Below are 19,489 nucleotides of genomic sequence, written 5' to 3' on the forward strand. Positions count from 1 at the left end.
ACCTGTACTACATACAATCAAGCAGTGTTATGTCGGCTCCTAATTTTTCCCATTCGGTCGCTGAATAATCGTTTCGACTATCCGCCGCTTGGCTTTGGGATCAATTCCGACTAAGCGCACATATTCGCCGCTATATTCAGCTAGATGTGATTCTAAAGTAGATACAGCATCAGACTCAGCATCGATATGAATAGTACCGCAACTAGCCCATGAACCTGTGCGGAAGCGGCGCTCATCTACATGTTCAAAAGTAACTTTGTGACCTTGGGCTAAAATTTGCCGGATTTGTTCTTGAGTTTCTAGGGTAACGTGGGTACTAGAAGCTTCTTGTTTATGCGATCCATTAGTTGACGGTTTACTAGCTGGTGTTACAGCGGCGGTAGGTGGTGCTGGTTGAGAATTTTTGCCTCGATTCAGACGATTGTATTCATCAACTAATTGGGAAGTTTCCACCCGTTGTTGTTCACCAACCATTAATTTACCAGCCTCAATTAAGTGAGATAGATTGAAATTTGGCTTTTTAAATGCTGGTGGCCCTTCTAAGCTATTGACTACACGCAAAGATACGCGCTCAAAACCTATTTGATGAATAAAGTCACGAATTTGCTCATCATAAATGCGCGATCGCAAAGCACTAAAGAAGTCAACAGATTGATTGACAAAAGTATCAACTAACTGTTCAATTTCCCGTTGTGGAAGTCCATCTGGTTCAAAAATCCCCTTAACAATTCCCACCTTGTCATCTCGGTCGGGTTGCCAATAAAATTTTTCCATTCGACCATCACGAATTAACGGGGCGTAGAGGGTGGAAAAATCATTGCCTGTAACAATAATCGGTACACGATGTAAAGGAGTTGAGTCGTAGCTTCCAGGTAACTGTACATCTGTAGGATTATCGGCAATATTCATCAGTGTGGCATTCACCAACTGCGTGTTTACAGTATATTGAGTGCCTTCGTCAAAGCGTCCTGCACCCGCATCTAAATCGTTAATCATCAGTACACACATTTTGCCGCGCACTTTGATGAGTTCCGCAGTCTCACGATAGCGCAGACGAATTAAACGTGCTGGGTCTCCTGCATCTGGACTTTCTAATTCACCACCAGATATGTGAGTGACCTCGATACCCATTCTCTCAAAGACTAATTCACATTGAAAAGATTTTCCCTCACCTTTACGCCCATGAACCCCCAAAATCAAGGGGACTCGCACACCAGGAAGATTTAAAAAGTTTTTGGTGATGTGAACAGCAAGTTTGTCTAAAAAGCGAGGAGCGATATAGTAACCCATGAAATTATTAATTAGCTAGCACTGCTTAAAACAATGTTAAGTTTTTTTGGTTACTAATGTTTATTCATCTTTTGGTAGAGAAAGCATACTATTACTTAACTGTGGTATAAAAAATTTACATCTTTATCTTAATTAAACTAATAGCTTTTATTACTTAATAATACGCACAATCAAGTCAATTAAAAATTATTATTTCTTCTAATTTTTAATTTATAATCTTTAATTTTTAATTAAAACTGGTCATCCCACAGTAACCTCGCGGGATATTGCTCCTGGTGATAATTGAATTGGATCGGCTTCCAGATATAATTGAATTGCCTCACGGATATTTTCTAAAGCTTCTTCTTCCGTATCACCAGCCGATGTACAACCAAGTAATTCGGGACACCAAGCAGCCCATTCTCCGGTTTCTCGATCGGGTTCTAGAATTACTCGCCACTTCATAGTAAATATGCTTCCTGGGGATTTATTTGATAGTTATAGCTATTTTTGAGATTAGTTGTAATTTGAAGCATCTGTATAAAAAACTAAAAAACTATTTTTCTCCCCACTCCCTACTCCCCGCTTGAATCTCCCCAGTCGTTAATCACAGAAAATAGTGATGAATAATCATCATTTCCAAATGACACTTTCATCGCTGTATGAAGAATTTGCCGTATAGCTTCAATACTACTGAGATCTAAACCAAGAGATTTCGCTTCTGTAATAAATAAATCTGTATCTTTGAGCAAATGTTTTGTCGGAAAATTAGGATTGGTGTAATTGCCATCCAGCATCCGTTGCAGTTTTTTGTCAAATGTAGGCGCATACAATGAACTATCACGCAGGACTTGCATAAACAAATCTATATCAACTCCCTGACGCTGAATAAAAGCCAGACTGAGAGCAAAGCTAGTTGTGAGAGAACCAATAAGTTGATTAAGAGCTAATTTTAGTGCAGCAGCAGTTCCTACTGGCCCTACAAGTAAAGGTTCTGAGTCAAAATTTTGTAGTAATTCTAAATGGCGTTGATATTGTTCTAGTTCAGCACCCACCATCACAATTAGTTTGCCAGTTTTGGCTTCTGGAATGCTACCCAGTACAGGCGCTTCTATATACTCACCACCACCACCAACTACTGCGTCTCTAATGTCTTGGCTTTCTGTGGGAGTAATGGTTCCCATTTGAATAATTGTGCGCCCTTCTAAAGTTCGCCAAGAAGTATCTGAAAGCAAAACATGATAAATTGCAGCAGCATTAGTGAGCATTAAAATAATGCAATCAGCAGCACGAATTGCATGGCGGGGATGTGTGACAACTTCCGCGCCAGCTGCTTGCAGTGGTGCTAATTTTTCTGGGGTGCGGTTGTAAGCAACTACCTCTATATTGGCCGCTAACAATCTTTGGGCCATTGGTAGTCCCATGAGTCCAGTTCCCAGAAATGCCACCTTCATTGTTCAAGTTCCTTTGGTACAGCGTAGGCGAAGTCCATCTTAGACATCGCGTTTCCATTCTTTGATTGTTAGTTGCTCAGGAAGTTGAGATCTTTTAGACTAAAAAATCTCAACTTCTCACTCTTTAACTCTAGCGATTAACCACCTGCGGCAAAAGTCGCCATAATCACAACTGAAAGTAAAATACCAGGGGTAAGTAGTGTAACTAGTAATAAAAGTTCGTGAGCTGTCATAATTATTACTTTCCTAGTGTCTTTAACTGCACAGTAATCAATGTCATGCTAATCCATATCAGATAGATACAGCATTGTTAAATATACTTTTAACTTTTCACACTTACCTTTACTCTGGCACAGTTAATCCTTTCAGCAATTGAGAATTTTCTTTTTCATTAAGTCCTTTGCTTTGAACTAGGACTCCAAAACCGCCCAATCCCATAGGGTCTAACAGTTGGTGTAGTGATTCCCGTCGTCGCAGTAAATCGGAGATGGGTAGTTTTTGATGCGAGATGGCAGCGATGCGATCGCCCAAACCCAAAGCCATCAAAAATAAACCCTGTTGCGTAAACCCGACTTTTTCTAAATCATACCCCTTACCCGATCGCTCTAAAGCTGTAAAATCAACATGGGCGGTGATGTCTTGCTGACCAATGTTGATATAGGGGTTGTTGTGGTAACGATGCTGATAATAGCACTGTAGCGTTCCTTGCGATCGCCTGGGATTATAATAACGACTGGCAGGGTAGCCATAATCAATTGTTAGCACATACCCTCTGTGCAAGCGGTCTGCTACTATACCCAACCAATCAACAGCAGCTAAATTAATTTCACTACGATAGCCATCTGCATAAACACTTTGCGACAAATCAACGCCCACTAGATCCAAATATTGTGTTAATTGCGGTGTAGATGGTTCCCCTGTGACTTCCACAATCCTGGGAACAGAAGCAGAAAATACTTCTTGGGTTGTCACATAAACTTCTTGCAGTTTCCCCGCTTCTAAGATGAATTGATGCACTGGTAACGCATCTACTAATTCATTAGAAAAAAAGCAGCCAGTAATTGAATTAGTTGGTATTTCCTCTAAATTGTACCAACGTACAGAAAAACCTTGTAAACGCTGCTGCTGTTCTTGCCTTAATGCTGGGGATTTCTCCACAATTAAATACTCCAGCGCTGCTAAAAAATTTGGGTGGTGCAGTTTAATACATTCGAGGATATGCAACGCCAGCAGTCCTTGTCCTGCTCCCATTTCTACCAGAAAAAAGGGTACAGGTTGCCCTAAAATCTCCCACATTTGGACAAATTGTGCCGCCAGTAATTCGCCAAAATCAGCGCCGAGATTAGAAGAAGTGAAAAAATCACCACTTTTAAACCCAATTTTGACTGCATTGCTGGAATAGTAGCCGTGTTCAGGGTGATATAGCGCCATGTCCATGTATTCAGCAAAAGTAATTCGCCTTTGAGGACTGACTGCAATGCGATTAGTTATGGCTGCACACAGCGCGGGATTGGAATCCATTTAAAAATTTTAAAGTTTAACTTTCTAAAATATTAGAATCTGTTGCCAAAGTTTGTGCTGCTGTTTGCATCAGTTCTACATCTGATTGTGACCAAGAACAAGGGGTTTGACAGTGATGAGCTACTAGTAATCCCCATAATCCTTTGGGTATCAAAATTGGTACAGCCAAATTAGCACGAACCTGGATACTACGGAGAAAATCTCGATGACATGGATGAATTGCTTCTAATTCAATATCAGCGATCGCTCTGACTCGTCCAGCCAAGTATAAAGCAGCATACTCATCATTAAAACAATTATCTGCACCAGTTGAACCTAATATAGAAAATTTATCATCACTTAAAGATTCAAAAGTTACCTGTCCTTGCCATTGCCAGTAAAAGTAATATAAAACCACGCGATCAACTTGAAGCGACTCTCTTAGTTGATTCGTTGTTTGGCGAATTAATGCATCCCGGTGCATTTTTTTTATCAGGCTATTAAGGACTCTTTGTAAACCCTGTTCAGTACGTCCATTCGGGCTTGGATCAAATTCTGAGTGGGGATGAATTTGCACAGTTTTAAATTTTACGACTAGGTAAATGCTGCCGGATTTATATAGTAATTTATTACACTTTATTTAAATACATTTTTGTATTGATAGCAGCAATTCAATTTTAACAAAACACAATACTATCCAACCTCTTGGTAAATTTTAAATAAATTCTTAATAAGTTGCAAGTTTTAATTAATCTGTACTAGAGAGGATACCAAATTATAAATTTAGTGTTAAAAATATTAGAATTTTATAGATAATATGTATCTTGAGTTTTTTATAGCATAAATTATTTATTGCGATCTAATCTGCAAGGTTTCATCAAATCACAAGTCAGTTTGTATTCAGAGTTACAGAAAATCATTAGTAAATATAGTTCAGATAAGACCAAAACACTTGTAGAGACGGCGATTTATCGCGTCTCAAAAACTCTAACGCAATTCGCAATTAAAGAACTTAGATGCAGCAAAGTTTTCAGGGTTTACATCTGTATAAGATTTTTCCTGAAATGGTATTACATTAGATAGATATTTTGGCGTTGCTGATTTCATGTATGAAAATGATTCTGCATGATATTAAAATTCTTGTAGAGACGTTGCATTGCAACATCTCTACATCTGGATTTATACCGCAATTCAGCAACGCCGATATTTTCTACCTATCCACAGACCCCATAATCACGTCAACGCTGCCGAGAATCACTACAATATCCGCAACTTTCATCCCCCGCAGTAATTCAGGGACAATCTGGAGATTGTTGAAATCCGCCGGGCGAATTTTCCACCGCCAAGGGAAGACGTTATCATCGCCAACTAGATAAATTCCTAGTTCACCTTTACCGCTTTCGACACGGGAGTAGATTTCACCTTTGGGCATCTTAAAGGTAGGCGAAACTTTCTTACCAATGTACTGATAATCAAATCCATCCCACTCTGATTTTTTACCAGCAGCTAGGCGCTTGGCTTCCAGGTTTTCGTAGGGGCCTCCAGGTAGCCCTTTGATGGCTTGGCGAATAATTTTGACAGATTCGCGCATTTCTCGCATCCGCACCACATAACGGGCAAAGCAATCACCAGCGGTTTCCCAATGCACATCCCAGTCAAAATCGTCGTAGCATTCATAATGGTCTACTTTCCGTAGATCCCATTTCACCCCAGAGGCGCGTAACATTGGCCCAGACAATCCCCAGTTAATCGCTTGTTCGCGAGTAATAGTGCCAATGCCTTCAATACGCCGCCGGAAAATCGGGTTATTAGTAACCAAACGTTCGTATTCATCAATTTTAGGCAACAAGTAGTCGCAAAAGTCTAAACACTTATCTACCCAACCATAAGGCAAATCAGCAGCCACGCCACCAACGCGGAAATAGTTGTTGTTCACCATCCGGTAGCCTGTGGCGGCTTCCCACAAATCGTAAATCATCTCCCGTTCCCGGAACTGGTAGAAGAAGGGAGTTTGAGCGCCCACATCAGCCAGGAATGGGCCAAACCACAGCAAGTGATTAGCGATGCGGTTCAATTCCAGCATGATCACGCGGATGTAGCTGGCGCGTTTAGGGACAGCTACACCTGCCAATTTTTCTGGGGCGTTGACAGTGACAGCTTCGTTGAACATTCCCGCTGCATAGTCCCAGCGACTAACGTAGGGGACATACATAACATTAGTGCGATTCTCGGCGATTTTTTCCATTCCCCGGTGGAGGTAGCCGATGACCGGTTCACAATCAATGACATCTTCGCCATCTAAAGTAACAATTAGCCGCAGAACCCCGTGCATTGAGGGATGGTGTGGCCCCATATTCAGCACCATAGGTTCAGTGCGGGTTTCTAGTCTTGCCATAAATTCCGTGTTCTCCAATTGTGAAAATTTTGACTTGAACCGCGTAGATGCCAACCAGACCCAATTTATGAAGAAGGGGAAAGGGGAAAAAGCGAGTGAAATGGTGGACAGATTTTCCGACTTGTAGCAACTGCCATCAAGTGGGGTTGCGACCTAATTCATTCCTTTAACCTTTAACCTTTACCCCTCTTTTTTATAGTGTCTGCCAAAATCAGGTTTTTAAGGACAATATTTTTCGGGAAACAGCCCTACATGTATTGCCCTTACAGGAGTATGTTGGAGAGGGGGTGGCAGCAAAGGGATTTTATTTGATGTTTCATTTTGTTTCACTTCTTCAACTATTATATGGAAGCTAGATATGCAAGGAATTGAGGCACAGGAATTTTTTCATGTGCCAGTCTTAAGCGGGGAAGTCATTGAGGGTTTGGCAGTGCGTCCCGGCGGATATTATTTAGATGCAACAGTAGGCGGCGGTGGTCATAGTCGCCTGATCTTAGAAGCTGCTGCAAATGTGCGGCTGATGGCGGTTGACCAAGATGAGGATGCTTTAGCAGCGGCACAGCAGCACTTAGCTGAGTATGGAGAACGGGTACAATTTAACTACAGCAATTTTGCGAAATATAAATTTACTCCTAACACTTTTGACGGCATCCTCGCTGATTTAGGAGTGAGTTCTTACCATTTAGACCAGCCAGAACGGGGTTTTAGCTTTCGCCACACAGCAAATTTGGATATGCGAATGGATCGGGGGCGATCGCTCACGGCAGCCGATGTGATCAATGATTGGGATGAAGCAGAATTAGCAGAAATTTTCTTTAAATACGGTGAAGAACGATTATCAAGACGGATTGCGAGGCGGATTGTAGAAAAACGTCCGTTTCACACCACTACAGAACTAGCAGAGGCGATCACTTATGCTGTTCCCCCAAAATACCGTTATGGCAGGATTCACCCTGCTACACGTGTTTTTCAAGCATTACGAATTGCCGTCAACGACGAGTTAAAAGCCTTAGAAACCTTCTTGGATCAAGCCACAAACGCTCTAGTTCCAGGTGGCAGAATTGCCATCATCAGTTTTCACAGCCTAGAAGACCGCATTGTCAAGCATGGTTTACGAAATTTACCTTTAATGAAAGTCTTGACCAAAAAGCCAATCACTGCACAAGAAGAGGAAATTGCTCATAACCCGCGATCGCGCTCTGCCAAACTCAGAATAGCAGAGAAAATCGAGTAAGAAAGCAATTTGGTTAAGTTTTGAGTGAATTTAGTCTAGAATTTATTCCACAGCAAATCCCGATAATTGGCGCATTTTAGGGGTATGGAAACCGATGACCGAACAATTCGCAATTCGCAATTCGCAATTCGCAATTGAATCTTTCTGCTACTTTGCGAATAGATGTATTTCTCGCTTCGTAAACGCTAATAATTTTCTCCCGCAGATCTACTGAGTAGGGTTTAATCTGATTTTTTACCTTTATATTTTTAACTACTGTACCAAACCGTTACACAAAGTGCTGTATCGAGAATTAATTCTTTGATGATCGCAGAGTTAAGACTTGGCACTAACTAGCAACTAATTTTTTATGATTCTTCTATTGGTTTAATTTCACAAACTAGTTCATATACCACAGTCTCTGGTGGCTCAGTAAACAAGGGCATCATCTTTTTCAAGATACTTTGATATGCCTCGTTTTGATTGGCTGTCATTTCTTCTACACTTTCCCAAAAAATGACCGATATACCTTTATCAGTTCCTGGTTCTTGTAGCAGATATGCGCCTTTAAAGCCATTGGTATAAGTTAATACAGCTTCTTCATAAAGCTTTTTTGCTGTTTCAAACTTACCCGGTTTGAATTCTCCAATCGCAACATGAGCGAATTTATGTCTGAGAAAATCTTGAAAATCCATTGTTTTTGACTCCGTATTCAAGTATATTATCAGGCGCTACTACTAATAGTATTAGTGCATTAATTGGTTTTAGTTTTAATTTTGACATATAAATATAGCAGCTTTGCGATGGCGTACCTGCCCGCCGTAGGCGATCGCTACTATTTCACTGTTTATGCACTTATTATGAGCAAACATACGGACTAGCTAGCAATTATCTAGGAATTCATTTCATTTAAAATTCGCTGTTAATCGATAATTTACCTTTTCTATAGCAATACAATCACTAAAAGCCAATCTTAAAAAGAATTATCGAAAGTAATTGAAACGTAATATTTAGCTTATTTAACTTCGATTTTTCAACTGAAAACTCGGAAACTTCTCATTATTTACGATTTATTCGTACTTTTCCGGCTTATTGCCACTATGGCATCACAATTATAAAAACTTATCTAAATTACCTGCTAGTAGTACTTGATTTTCACTAGCAGCAATCTTTAAATATACCATATTTAATGATCTCACCTCAGTCATCTAGATGATGACCTTTAAGTAAAAAATAGTAAAACTAGTATTTAATATCACTTAATTACTCACTATTTATTCAAGATAGTTGAAGCATAAATACTTATAATTACAAGGATAAATTATATAATTAGCAGTTAACTGTATGAATAAAAAAGCACATTTTTAATTTAGCGATCGCTATCCCAAAAAATAATTGCATTTATTTCGTCAAAACAGGCCTGTCAAAACCATGAATTAAGGTAATCTTTTTAGATAACAGCTCATCCATTACTCATTTGACAATAGAATGAGTTTGACAAGTACAAATTTTTATCAACCTCCCAGGTTGCATAATCATTTAGTTGATAACCGATGAATCGTGTTTCATGATCCTGAAATCCGCAATATTCATCAATAAATTTGATTTATACCGTATTAAATCTTAGCAACCGCTGATTGCCAACAGTTTTCTCACTTTAACTTTCGCTATATCGTTCTGATGTCGATAAGATAATGAGAATTGACGAATTAACTATGCGATTCCACGATCAGCTGATTGACTTACCTAATTTATATGATGTTATTGATTATTCTCCACTAACGATTAGTCCTGATAATTATGCAATCGATGCTGTTATCTTGATGAATCAGGAACGAAGTCATAGTTTATCACTGAACAGTTTTAATTCATCGTTAAATTCCAGCAGATGGGATTACCATGAAACTAACTGTATTTTGGTTGCGGAAGCAGGACATCTCTTAGGAATATTCACAATAAGAGATGTCATGAGAATCACAGCAAGTGGTGTAGATTTATCCCAGGTGAAGATGGCTGAAGTTATGACACAGCCCGTTATGAGTATGACGCGATCGCCTGATCAAGATATATTCACAGCTTTATCACTATTGCGTCAATATCAGGTTCACCATCTGCCAATTTTGGACGATGAAAGACAATTAATAGGAATAGTCACTGAAACTAGTCTGTTGCAAGCCTTTGATTTCATGAAAATGTACGGCGTTGTTTCAGCTCTACAGCAACACTTACAAAATCCTAATCATGATTTTGGGCAAGTGAATCAGCAAATAGAAGAAGTACGTTGCCAAACTTACAATTATTTAAAAGAATGGATTGATGCCCAATCTGCTGAAGTCATGCAAGTTAACCAAGAACTTCAGCAAACCCTCGAAGAACTCCAGGTAGCAGAAGAAAAACTACGCCAACAAAACGAAGAACTGGCTAGTACCCGCGAGACATTAGAATTGGAGTGCCAGCGTTACCAAGATTTGTTTGAATTTGCTCCAGATGGTTACTTAGTGACAGATGTTCATGGCGTGATTCAAGAGGCTAATAGTGCCGCAGCAACTCTACTTTCTGTGCGTCAAAACTATTTGATAGGCAAACCCTTAGTTTTGTTTGTTGCTGAGCAAGGCCGTCATCAATTTATCAACCAACTGCGTAATTTCCAAGATAAACAAGAAGCAGAAATTGACATACAGCCACGAGAGGGCGAACCTTTTGTTGCTGAGATCAAGGTAGCTAGTGTTTACAACTCACATGGTCAGCGGGTCAGTTTGCAATGGTTGATTAGTAACATTAGTAAACTTAAACAGGCAGAAAAGGTATTACGCCAAGCATCTGAAGAATTAGAACAAAGGGTGATAGAACGCACAGCAGAACTTGTCGTTGCTAACCAGCGGTTGCGACAAGAAATTATTGATCGCCAACGCACCGAACAAGCATTACAGCAAAGTGAAAATCTCTATCGCCAGTTAGTTGAAAGTCAAACTGACTTGATTATTCGTATAGATTTGCAGGGGCGGGTTAATTTTGCCAATATGGTGACGTGCGAAACATTAGGTTGGCAATTGCATGAGTTGCGCGGTCAGTCGTTGTTTGAGTTTTTTCCTCCAAATGAATTGCCACAAGCAATAGAAAATCTGAGAGTTTCAGCATTGTCAGCTAATTACTTGACGATTAGTGAACAACGTCTATTGACTGTTAACGGTTTTCGTTGGTTTCAATGGAACTTTGCTGCAATTCAAAATGAAGCAGGAGAGGTAGTTGAAATTCAGGGGGTAGGCAGAGATATCACCGATCGCAAGCAAATAGAAGAAGCGCTGCAAAAGAGTGAGGAGAAGTTCCGCCTGTTTGCAGACAACGCTCACGCAGTCATCTGGATAGAAAACTCAGACCCAGAGGAAGTCCTATATGTTAATCAGGCTTATGAAAGAATTTGGGGTCGTTCTTGCCAAAGTCTGTACAACCAGCCTAGCTCCTGGATGGATTCTGTTCATCCAGAAGACCGCGATCGCCTCATGGCAAAACTTCAGCAACATGATGATGGTGACTCTGCTAGTTTAGAATATCGAATTTTGCGACCCGATGGCTCAGTGCGCTGGATCTGGTCTCGTTACTTTGCCATGCACAATGAACAAGGAAATATTTACGCCTATGGTGGCATTGCCGAAGATATCACCGAACGCAAGCAAACAGAAGAGTCACTGCGAAGCAACGAAGAACGACTGAGTTTAGCTTTAGAAGCAGCCAACATGGGGATATGGGACTGTAATCTTGTCACCAATGAATCAGTTTGGTCTGCTAATAATGGGCCATTATATGGTTTACCTAGCGGTACTCTATGTCCAAGCATTGAAGACTACCTGAATAATTTTGTCTATCCAGAAGACCGCGAAGTTGTGGCTCGCTACCTTGACGAAGGAACTGGCTCTAAACTGGAATTTCGTGTTGTCTGGCCCGATGGCAGCATCCACTGGTTAAGTGCCAAAGGTCAGATTTGCTATGACGAAGTAGGTCAGCCAATACGCATGATTGGTACAACTAAGGAGATCAGCGATCGCAAACAAGCAGAACAGCAAATCCGCGAACAAGCAGCCCTACTTGATGTTGCCACCGATGCGATTTTAGTACGAGATTTCCAAACCAAAATTTTATTCTGGAGTCAAGGTGCAGAGCGTTTGTATGGTTGGTCTTCAAATGAGGCACTGGGTAAAGATCCCCAAGAGCTTTTTTACAGAGACACTTTAGCTAAATTAGAAGCGGCTATGAAAACTGTAACTGAGCTTGGCTCATGGCAAGGTGAGTTACGTAAAGTGACCAAATCTGGACAGGACATTATCGTAGAAAGCCGATGGACATTAGTGCGTGATGCCGCTGGGCAGCCTCATTCAATTCTTAGTGTTGATACTGACATCACCCAAAAAAAGCAACTCGAAGAACAGTTTTTTCGTACTCAACGATTAGAAAGTCTTGGCAATCTGGCAGGTGGTATTTCCCACGACTTGAATAATATTTTGACACCGATTTTGGCAGCAGCTCAACTACTACAAACAAAATTCACTCAAGATCAAGAGCGCTCTCATCACCTACTCACAATCATAGAAAGCAATGCCAAGCGCGGAGCTGCTTTAGTCAAGCAAGTGCTGTCATTTGCACGAGGATGCAAAGGAGAGCGCACAATAGTTCAAATCAAGCATCTAATTGCAGAAATTGCCCAAATTGCCAAGCATACATTTCCCAAATCTATCCAATTTGCTATTAATTTACCAGAAAACCTGTGGGCTATCTCTGGTGATGTCACACAACTGCATCAAGTGCTAATGAACTTAGTAGTCAATGCTCGTGATGCCATGCCAGATGGCGGTATTGTTACAATATCTGCGGAAAACTTATTTATTGATCAAGCCTATGCAACAATGAATCTCAATGCCAAAGTTGGGCATTACATTGTTGTGACTGTTGCAGATACTGGAATTGGTATGCCAGCAGTAATATTAAATAAAATTTTCGATCCATTTTTTACCACTAAAGACACTAATACAGGTACAGGATTAGGTCTTTCAACCGTGCTTGGCATTGTTAAAAGCCACGATGGTTTTATAAATGTGTCTAGCAAAGTTGGTAAAGGCAGCGAATTTAAATTATTTTTACCAGCAGTAGAGGCTACCCAACCCCTAAATATAGACGACATGGAATCGCCTACAGGAGATGGGGAATTAATTTTAGTTGTAGATGATGAAGCCCAAATTCTAGAGATTACAACCATCACCTTAGAAGACTACAACTATAAAACTCTCGCTGCTAGTAATGGCATTGAAGCGATCGCACTTTATGCCCAGCATAAGCATAATATTAGTGCAGTCTTAATGGATATGATGATGCCAGAGATGGATGGAATGACCGCCATCCTCACCTTATAAAAAATGAACCCACAAGTTAAAATCATTGCTTGCAGTGGACTTAATCCCAATGAAGCATTAACAGCAGAAGCTTGTAATAGTGTTCAGCTAGTTTTGTTAAAGCCCTTCACTGCTCAAGAATTATTGCACAGCTTACACCACATACTCAAAATTCGTAATTCGTAATTCGTAATTTGTAATTTGTAATATTCAAAATACCGTTCAATATAAGCCCAAAAGCTTCATGTAGAGATGGGATTTATCGCGTCTGATAAGACTTTCTGCACGGGTTTCAGACATTTGTTATGGGTATTTTTCCCTTTACCCTTCTTGTCGCGGTCTGTGTTGGTGATTTCCTCACAAGTTCCTCAAATTGTTTAACTAAATTGAGAGTATAGACAACGTTAGCAATAGTTGAATCTAATTGCTGGCTAAGTTTATTTTCTATAGGTCAGCCAAAACTGATCTAATTTCTCTCCTGACAGAGTACAGCAATGCTTACGGCAAAATGGACTGTTCAAAAAACATCTATTTCTGTAGTTAAGCAATTTGCAGGAGCTAACTATGAGAACCCAACGCTATCTTCAAGTTTACCGAGAAGCGATCGCCATTTCTATCTTAGTTGGATTAGCGATCGTTGGAGGAACCTCTTGGTGGACTTGGCATCAGACAAAACCTATTTCAACAAAATCTATTCCAACAGTAATTGCTTCTGAACAAGGAGATAAATTTAATCCTAAACCAACATCACAAGTTACACATCTAGAACCACACACTTACTGGTTACGAGTTGATAACGGTCAGATTCACCTAACACCTCAACCTGTTGCTATTAAAGAGGGCGTAACATCAGAAATAGCTTTAAGAGAAGCACTTAATAATCTCCTGACGGAACCGAAAACTTCCGAATTGAGTACAACAATTCCCCCAGGAACAAAATTACTAAGTCTGCGGGTAACGAAAGCAGGAATTTATATAGATTTATCGAGAGAATTTAGTCAAGGTGGTGGCACTACCTCAATGAGTTATCGGGTAGCACAGGTAATTTATACTGCCACTAGTATTGACCCTACAGCTAAAGTTTTTCTCTCAATTGCTGGAGAACCAGTTGATATAGATCATCCACTAGGTGGCGAAGGGTTAATTCTCAGACAACCAATCACTCGCCGAGAATTTGTGGAAGATTTTTCCATTTTTTAAATTTAACTAACAAGGAGACAATTTTATGTCTATCTCTGCAAAATTCCGACAAATCATGCAATCAATTCAACAATTAACTTCACAAATCATTGATTATATCTTAAGCGCATTCGCTAGAATTTTTGCACCCAGAGATGATAATTATCCGCCAACAGGCACTCAACCCTTTGAAGGCGATCCTCCACGGAAAAAACATTATTAATTAAAGTTAAGAGGGGCGACTAAATACGTCGCCCAAAGTAGCATTTTATGTAGGTTAGTAAGCCTGTGAATTATCACTTATGATTTGACAAATAAATAAAATGAATACGATTAGGAAGATTAACAATGAATTAGCGATCGCTGGACAAATTACACCAGATCAGTTGCAACAAATTGCTGATGATGGTTATAAGTCAGTACTTAATCTGCGTTCATTAGATGAAAAAGACTTGTTAGAGGATGAGCAGGATAAAGTTGAATTCTTAGGCTTATTCTATGTTAGTCTTCCTATCAAATCTGAAGAAATTAATCATCAAGCTGCACTTCAGGTATTTAAGATAATTGCTGAGCTACCTAAACCTGTTTTGATCCATTGTGATAATTCTATACGTTCAGCAGCCATAGTATTATTGTACATTGCTACCAAACAAGGAATTACATTTGAAACAGCATTTCAGCAAACAATCAAGCTAGGTTTGCTATAGCTAGCATAAATAATTTGATTTCTAATTATATAAAAAAATAGATTTTATATAAAAAGAAATTTAATATTCATAATTTAACCAAATTTTTAAATATAAGGGAGTATAAAAATGTCTAAAACTCTCATTAATATAACAATACCAGTGGTTATTAAAGAGATAGAAGATGTTTTAGTAACTTATCCACATCATCCATATCAAGAAACTTTTGCACATCCTGATTTCAGGCAAAGTTTAATGGCTTATTTTCTCAACAAAATTCCCAATCAATATATAACAGTGGATGAGGAAAAAAAATATTTCTATACACATTTAGAAAATTCATTGCATATAGAAGCGATAATCCATCAGGGAATAGAGGAAATTTTATGTGAACAAGCACAGGAAATTAACCGTCATATTCCCGAAGTCGTTGATCCTAGACGTGTAGCATCATCTTGGTTTGGTTAAAGGGTAAAGGATCAAAAACCAAACCCTTACACAGTTTGGTTTTTCCACCTCGTTCTACTTACCTGACTGAAAAAGCCTCACTAAATCGACGAGTAATCGGCTCAATGATGAAGGTTAAAACCGACTTTTTACGAGTAACAATTTCACCATTAGCAGCCATCCCTGGAGTAAATGCAACTTCTTGACCCCTGACATTAACTGAATGTTTACTCAGTTCGATTCTGGTGGGAAAAACTAAGCCTAATTCTTTATCGACAATGGCATTTGGGCTAATTTGCACGACTTCACCATTTATAGTGCCAAATTCTTGAAAAGGGAAAGTTGCCATTTTGACCTTTGCTTTCATACCCTCACGAATAAAGCCAATATCTCTGTTGAGGACTTTAACCTCTAACAGCATTTCTTCCCCTTCTGGCAAAATTGACAGCAACTCTTCACCTGCTTGTACTGGGCCTTTAGTTGCCTTGATTTTGTAAATCGTGCCTGCAACAGGAGCCTTAATTGTTTCCCCATCTTTTTGTTTTCTTGCCTGCTCTAGTTGACCAGAAACGTTAGTCAGCTCTTCTTTGCGCTTGTTTATCTGGGTCAAAATTTCACTTTGGCGTTCCGAGGCTAAACGTTGCGCCTGATTCAAAGCGGCTTGATAGGCTTGTTCAGCTTGGCGAATTTCTTGCGCTTGAGCAGCAATATCTTTTTGTAGAGATTCTACTCTGTCTTGAACCTCTGTGACTTTATTCTGGGCATTAATGATCTCATCTTTGGCCCTAGTGATTTCTGTGTTTGCACGATTTAATCTTTCTTGAGCATCCAGATAATCAATTCTAGGTACTGCGCCGGGAGTAACTAGGGTGCGTAGATTTTCTTCTCTATTTTGAGCGATCGCTAGGCCATTTTCCACTTTACCCAAGATATTTTCTGCATTTGCCAAATTACCTTTGGCATTAACAAAACTAGTTTTAGCGTTGACTTGATTTTCTTGTAACCGCTTGAGACGCACTTTCGCCTGAGCAATCAGCGATAGTTGGCGATTTGCTTCTGCTTCTGCTGCACCTTGACGCGCTTGGTAATCTTTGAGCCGTGAACTTAAAAGTTCATCTTGCAGTTTTGTACCAGCAGTTTTCACCCCAGCGCGTTCTGCTTCTAAACGCTGTAAGTCTTCTTGAATCAACTTGGTAGATTGAGCCAAGCGGGTAACATCCGTTTGTTGCAAATCGGGGTCACGTTGAATTAATACTTGATCTTTGGTGACGCGATCGCCTTCTTTGACCTTGACAGTTAAAATTGAGCCATTACCTATAGATGTCACTGGTCGCACTTGTGTAGAAGCAATTAATTCCCCAGGTGCGGTTGCTACTTCATCTATTTCAGAAAAATTTGCCCAGGCGATCGCTCCAAATACCACTAGACTTAAAGTTCCCGCTAAAAATCTCGTGTACAGCGGTGGTAATTCTTGTACTGCCTTACCCAATTCGTAAGACAATTGGTCTTCTGGTTTAGCGAATTGCTGTTTTGTCTGACGTGATTGAGCAGCATTTGCAGCTAAGGAATATTTCATAAAATTTTAGATTTTAGATTTATTGGGTGTTCAGTAGTTAGTGTTAAATTCATCCCACCCCTTGAAGGGGCAGGATTTCGCATCAGTAGTCAGTTGTTTTTACTACTGACCACTGACCACTGACTACTGACAGCTTTCGGCGGCAGGGCGTGTTGCATACAACTAACCACTGACTAATTCAAACTGCTAGATAGCGCCTTAAAAAGCTTTCCAAAGTTTCCAGTTGGAAATTGAAAATCTTCTCTAAGTTGGCTATCTCTTCTTTTGTACAGAAGAACTCATTCGACAACAATGTACGATAGGTTCCCAGAGCTTTTTGTGCTTGGGGATCAAATAAACCAAAGGCACTCCGTAATCCATCAACCACAAATAGAGGTGAGTTAATTACTATCGGGTCTTTGTTAAAGATGCGACTAAAAATCCGGGGAATATCCTCACGTAATAAAATTTCCGGCCCTCCAACTGGTAATATTTGGTTAAGAGCGCCTTCAAGTGTGATTGAATCCACCACCATTTTTGCCAAGTCATCTGTACTCACAATCGAGGTACGGTTTTTGGGATCGCCAATGAGCAGATACAACCCTGTTTCCCGAAATCGTTCTGCCAATGGCAGCAAGTTCGATGCTAATCCAGCTGGACGTAAAATAGTGTAATTTAAGCCACTAGCTGCCAAATATCGCTCTACAGCTCGTTTGGCTTTGAATACAGGGGCATCTTCATACCCACGTTCAGCCCCTAGTACAGATATAAATACAAAGTGCTGTACTCCATTGGCTTTTGCCTGGTTAATGAGTTCAATGTTAGCGCGGTAATCCAAGGATAGGGCATCACCATCAGAACCGTGGGCGCTGATAATATATTGCACACCCCGACAAGCTTTTTCAATATCCTTTTCCAGCTGCAAATCACCAATGAAGATGTCTGCTCCTCGGTGTTCTAACTCGCCATAACGCGAAGTGAGGCGGACAAAGGCCCGCACCAAATTTTCTTTTTGGCGAAGGAGTCGCACAACTTTGCGACCTATTCCTCCTGTTGCTCCAGTTACCAGAAACATAAGGATTAAAGATTATGATTTTCACTTATACCCTAATCTAAAATCTTCAATCTCAAATTTCAAATTCGACAATTATTAGGGTATGGGACTTGTGGTAATAGCAGATTTATCGCGTCTGAGAAGACCAATTATCTACACCAATAACTCTTAACTATTTTTCGTCATTTCCATAAAACGATCTGGATTCTTGAGTTCAGTAAAGCCAAATTTTCGGTACAACTCATGTGCATCTTGGGTTGCAAGCAACCAACGACGTAATCCCTGCAATTCAGGGTAGGAAACTATCGTTTCTATCAGCCACTTACCTAAACCTTGCCCTCGAAAAGGCTCCAAAACAAATACATCAGCGACATAGGCAAATGTGGCATAGTCTGTTGTGAGGCGGGCAAAGCCAATTTGTTGCTTTCCTTTATATAAGCCGAATACAAGGGAATTTTGAATAGATGTCTGTAAAACCTCAAACGTTAATCCTTTTGCCCAGTAAGAATTTGCGAGAAATTGATGTATGACGTTCAGGTCTAGCTTACTGACATCTGTACTGATTGAATATTCTCCTTGCAACCATTCTCGAATCATAAAAATTGATAAATCTAAAGTTGATATTCGAGATGTTACGGTATTTTCAAGAAAGCTTTAAGAGCAGTTTTATACTTATTTGTCAACCGTTTGAAAACTAAACCACCTTGCTGAATTTGGGCTGCTCCTGTTAACGCAATATTAGCCAATACATAATTATTCAACACGTTAAGTATTAGGTAAAAGCTAACTGGCGGGCGCTGAATTCGTCTGCTCTTGCGCTTTGACAGTTCGCCTACCCCACGGTTTTAGCAGAGAAACTGCAATAATCACCACCAAACAGACAACCTGCACAATCGTTCCTACAAGAACTCCCTTCGCATCAAAGTTATAGAGGGGATTTTCTAATGCTTGAAGTCGTTGAGTTTCAGAGATGGCGGTTGTGGCATTTGCCCAAGGGAACAGCCAAAACGTCCCAAAAACGATGAGGGCTACCGTAGCAATCCATTTCGCAATCACCCAGTAGTGCTTGAAAAAGCCCCAAATTGTCAACCAACATAATAACGTCCCAGTGAATAGAGAACCAATCGCAGCAGGAATCACTACGTAATCATCAAGTAGATTGATCGCTGAATTAAGCGCTTGTAAAACTTCTGCACTGGCTGAATGCTGATTTCTCAACGCCAGCAAGAACATGCTCAACACCGTTCCCGTCCAGAGCGCAGCGAATGCAACATGAGCGGATAGCAGCCAATTTTTTTGCTTTATACCAAGTCTAAGCATAAAATTCTCCTTCAATGACCGCAGACCCAATTGCTT

General features: G+C 40.0%; 18 protein-coding genes. 7 read left to right on the forward strand and 11 right to left on the reverse strand.

Annotated elements, in window-relative coordinates:
• Nucleotides 1–39: 39 nt before the first annotated feature.
• From I8751_RS18670 to I8751_RS18695, 6 genes are all read right to left on the reverse strand, one after another.
• On the reverse strand, nucleotides 40–1,290 hold the full coding sequence (locus tag I8751_RS18670; RefSeq protein ID WP_214440618.1) for a ribulose bisphosphate carboxylase small subunit: 1,251 nt from the start codon (nucleotides 1,288–1,290) through the stop codon (nucleotides 40–42).
• 240 nt (nucleotides 1,291–1,530) lie between these two features.
• Nucleotides 1,531–1,734 (reverse strand): type II toxin-antitoxin system HicB family antitoxin, encoded by a 204-nt coding sequence (locus I8751_RS18675; protein ID WP_214440619.1) that lies wholly within the window; start codon nucleotides 1,732–1,734, stop codon nucleotides 1,531–1,533.
• A 110-nt stretch (nucleotides 1,735–1,844) separates the two neighbouring features.
• Nucleotides 1,845–2,723, reverse strand: coding sequence for an NAD(P)-dependent oxidoreductase (locus I8751_RS18680; RefSeq protein ID WP_214440620.1), 879 nt, complete (start codon nucleotides 2,721–2,723; stop codon nucleotides 1,845–1,847).
• A gap of 342 nt (nucleotides 2,724–3,065) precedes the next feature.
• Nucleotides 3,066–4,244 carry a class I SAM-dependent methyltransferase gene (locus I8751_RS18685; RefSeq protein WP_214440621.1) on the reverse strand — a complete coding sequence of 393 codons (1,179 nt, stop codon included), beginning with the start codon at nucleotides 4,242–4,244 and terminating at the stop codon, nucleotides 3,066–3,068.
• Nucleotides 4,245–4,260: 16 nt separating this feature from the next.
• Nucleotides 4,261–4,800 (reverse strand): GAF domain-containing protein, encoded by a 540-nt coding sequence (locus tag I8751_RS18690; RefSeq protein ID WP_214440622.1) that lies wholly within the window; start codon nucleotides 4,798–4,800, stop codon nucleotides 4,261–4,263.
• 633 nt (nucleotides 4,801–5,433) lie between these two features.
• Complete coding sequence (locus I8751_RS18695; RefSeq protein WP_214440623.1) at nucleotides 5,434–6,618, reverse strand: NAD(P)H-quinone oxidoreductase subunit H; 1,185 nt, start codon at nucleotides 6,616–6,618, stop codon at nucleotides 5,434–5,436.
• 358 nt (nucleotides 6,619–6,976) lie between these two features.
• On the opposite strand from I8751_RS18695, the gene rsmH reads away from it, so the two are divergent.
• Entirely contained in the window at nucleotides 6,977–7,852 is an 876-nt protein-coding gene (rsmH, locus tag I8751_RS18700; RefSeq protein WP_214440624.1) for a 16S rRNA (cytosine(1402)-N(4))-methyltransferase RsmH, read from the forward strand.
• Between the two features lie 347 nt (nucleotides 7,853–8,199).
• On the opposite strand, the gene I8751_RS18705 is transcribed toward rsmH, so the two are convergent.
• Nucleotides 8,200–8,526, reverse strand: coding sequence for an antibiotic biosynthesis monooxygenase (locus tag I8751_RS18705; protein WP_214440625.1), 327 nt, complete (start codon nucleotides 8,524–8,526; stop codon nucleotides 8,200–8,202).
• 999 nt (nucleotides 8,527–9,525) lie between these two features.
• Here I8751_RS18705 and I8751_RS18710 point away from each other — a divergent pair.
• The 6 genes from I8751_RS18710 to I8751_RS18730 all read left to right on the forward strand — a co-directional run bounded on the left by I8751_RS18710 (nucleotide 9,526) and on the right by I8751_RS18730 (nucleotide 15,545).
• Nucleotides 9,526–13,233, forward strand: a complete 3,708-nt coding sequence (locus tag I8751_RS18710) for a PAS domain S-box protein (RefSeq protein ID WP_318780346.1) — start codon at nucleotides 9,526–9,528, stop codon at nucleotides 13,231–13,233.
• A 3-nt stretch (nucleotides 13,234–13,236) separates the two neighbouring features.
• Nucleotides 13,237–13,398 (forward strand): response regulator, encoded by a 162-nt coding sequence (locus tag I8751_RS30275; protein ID WP_318780347.1) that lies wholly within the window; start codon nucleotides 13,237–13,239, stop codon nucleotides 13,396–13,398.
• A gap of 378 nt (nucleotides 13,399–13,776) precedes the next feature.
• The gene (locus I8751_RS18715; RefSeq protein ID WP_214440626.1) at nucleotides 13,777–14,412 is read left to right on the forward strand and encodes a GerMN domain-containing protein; all 636 of its coding nucleotides are present in this window, start codon (nucleotides 13,777–13,779) and stop codon (nucleotides 14,410–14,412) included.
• Between the two features lie 25 nt (nucleotides 14,413–14,437).
• On the forward strand, nucleotides 14,438–14,614 hold the full coding sequence (locus tag I8751_RS18720) for a hypothetical protein (RefSeq protein ID WP_214440627.1): 177 nt from the start codon (nucleotides 14,438–14,440) through the stop codon (nucleotides 14,612–14,614).
• A 100-nt stretch (nucleotides 14,615–14,714) separates the two neighbouring features.
• A complete protein-coding gene (locus I8751_RS18725; RefSeq protein WP_214440628.1) occupies nucleotides 14,715–15,098 on the forward strand; it encodes a beta-lactamase hydrolase domain-containing protein in 384 nt (127 codons plus the stop codon).
• Nucleotides 15,099–15,206: 108 nt separating this feature from the next.
• Nucleotides 15,207–15,545: a late competence development ComFB family protein gene (locus I8751_RS18730; protein ID WP_214440629.1), complete on the forward strand. Its 339-nt coding sequence runs from the start codon at nucleotides 15,207–15,209 to the stop codon at nucleotides 15,543–15,545.
• 58 nt (nucleotides 15,546–15,603) lie between these two features.
• On the opposite strand, the gene I8751_RS18735 is transcribed toward I8751_RS18730, so the two are convergent.
• The 4 genes from I8751_RS18735 to I8751_RS18750 all read right to left on the reverse strand — a co-directional run bounded on the left by I8751_RS18735 (nucleotide 15,604) and on the right by I8751_RS18750 (nucleotide 19,453).
• Complete coding sequence (locus tag I8751_RS18735; RefSeq protein ID WP_214440630.1) at nucleotides 15,604–17,100, reverse strand: HlyD family efflux transporter periplasmic adaptor subunit; 1,497 nt, start codon at nucleotides 17,098–17,100, stop codon at nucleotides 15,604–15,606.
• 178 nt (nucleotides 17,101–17,278) lie between these two features.
• Nucleotides 17,279–18,154, reverse strand: a complete 876-nt coding sequence (locus tag I8751_RS18740; RefSeq protein WP_214440631.1) for an SDR family oxidoreductase — start codon at nucleotides 18,152–18,154, stop codon at nucleotides 17,279–17,281.
• Between the two features lie 147 nt (nucleotides 18,155–18,301).
• Complete coding sequence (locus I8751_RS18745) at nucleotides 18,302–18,730, reverse strand: GNAT family N-acetyltransferase (protein WP_214440632.1); 429 nt, start codon at nucleotides 18,728–18,730, stop codon at nucleotides 18,302–18,304.
• 186 nt (nucleotides 18,731–18,916) lie between these two features.
• A complete protein-coding gene (locus tag I8751_RS18750; RefSeq protein WP_214440633.1) occupies nucleotides 18,917–19,453 on the reverse strand; it encodes a hypothetical protein in 537 nt (178 codons plus the stop codon).
• Nucleotides 19,454–19,489 lie beyond the last annotated feature (36 nt).

It is taken from the genome of Atlanticothrix silvestris CENA357, assembly GCF_016056295.1.
GTDB classification, from domain to species: domain Bacteria; phylum Cyanobacteriota; class Cyanobacteriia; order Cyanobacteriales; family Nostocaceae; genus Atlanticothrix; species Atlanticothrix silvestris.